The organism is Catenulispora yoronensis (assembly GCF_039531695.1).
Lineage (GTDB): Bacteria > Actinomycetota > Actinomycetes > Streptomycetales > Catenulisporaceae > Catenulispora > Catenulispora yoronensis.
Window position 1 is genome coordinate 1 of the sequence record NZ_BAAAQN010000204.1, and the last position, 589, is coordinate 589.

Below are 589 nucleotides of genomic sequence, written 5' to 3' on the forward strand. Positions count from 1 at the left end.
GCGCTGGCGCGGATGTATGAGCGGCGCATTTTTATCCCCGCGGAGAATGACGCCCAGCGCCTGGAAGAGCACGAGCAGTTCAACCGCAAAATTGTGGCTTCTGCCCCGGTAGGGATCTGTATTCTGCGCACTGCCGACGGGACCAATATTCTCAGTAATGAACTGGCGCACAACTACCTGAACATGCTGACCCACGAGGACCGCCAGCGGCTGACGCAGATCATCTGCGGCCAGCAGGTCAATTTTGTCGACGTGCTGACCAGCAACCATACCAACCTGCAGATTAGCTTTGTTCATTCACGCTATCGCAATGAAAACGTCGCCATTTGCGTGCTGGTGGACGTTTCCGCCCGCGTGAAAATGGAGGAGTCGCTGCAGGAGATGGCCCAGGCGGCGGAGCAGGCCAGCCAGTCGAAATCGATGTTCCTGGCGACCGTTAGCCATGAGCTGCGTACCCCGCTGTATGGCATCATCGGTAACCTCGATCTGCTGCAGACCAAAGCGTTGCCGAAAGGCGTCGATCGCCTTGTGACGGCGATGAACAACTCCTCCAGCCTGCTGCTGAAAATCATCAGCGATATTCTTGATT

The 589-nt window shown here is 56.5% G+C and carries 1 protein-coding gene; it reads left to right on the forward strand.

What is annotated here, in order from left to right:
* On the forward strand, nt 1-589 hold a 589-nt coding region (locus tag ABD481_RS46815; RefSeq protein WP_344672362.1), incomplete at both ends, for a histidine kinase dimerization/phospho-acceptor domain-containing protein.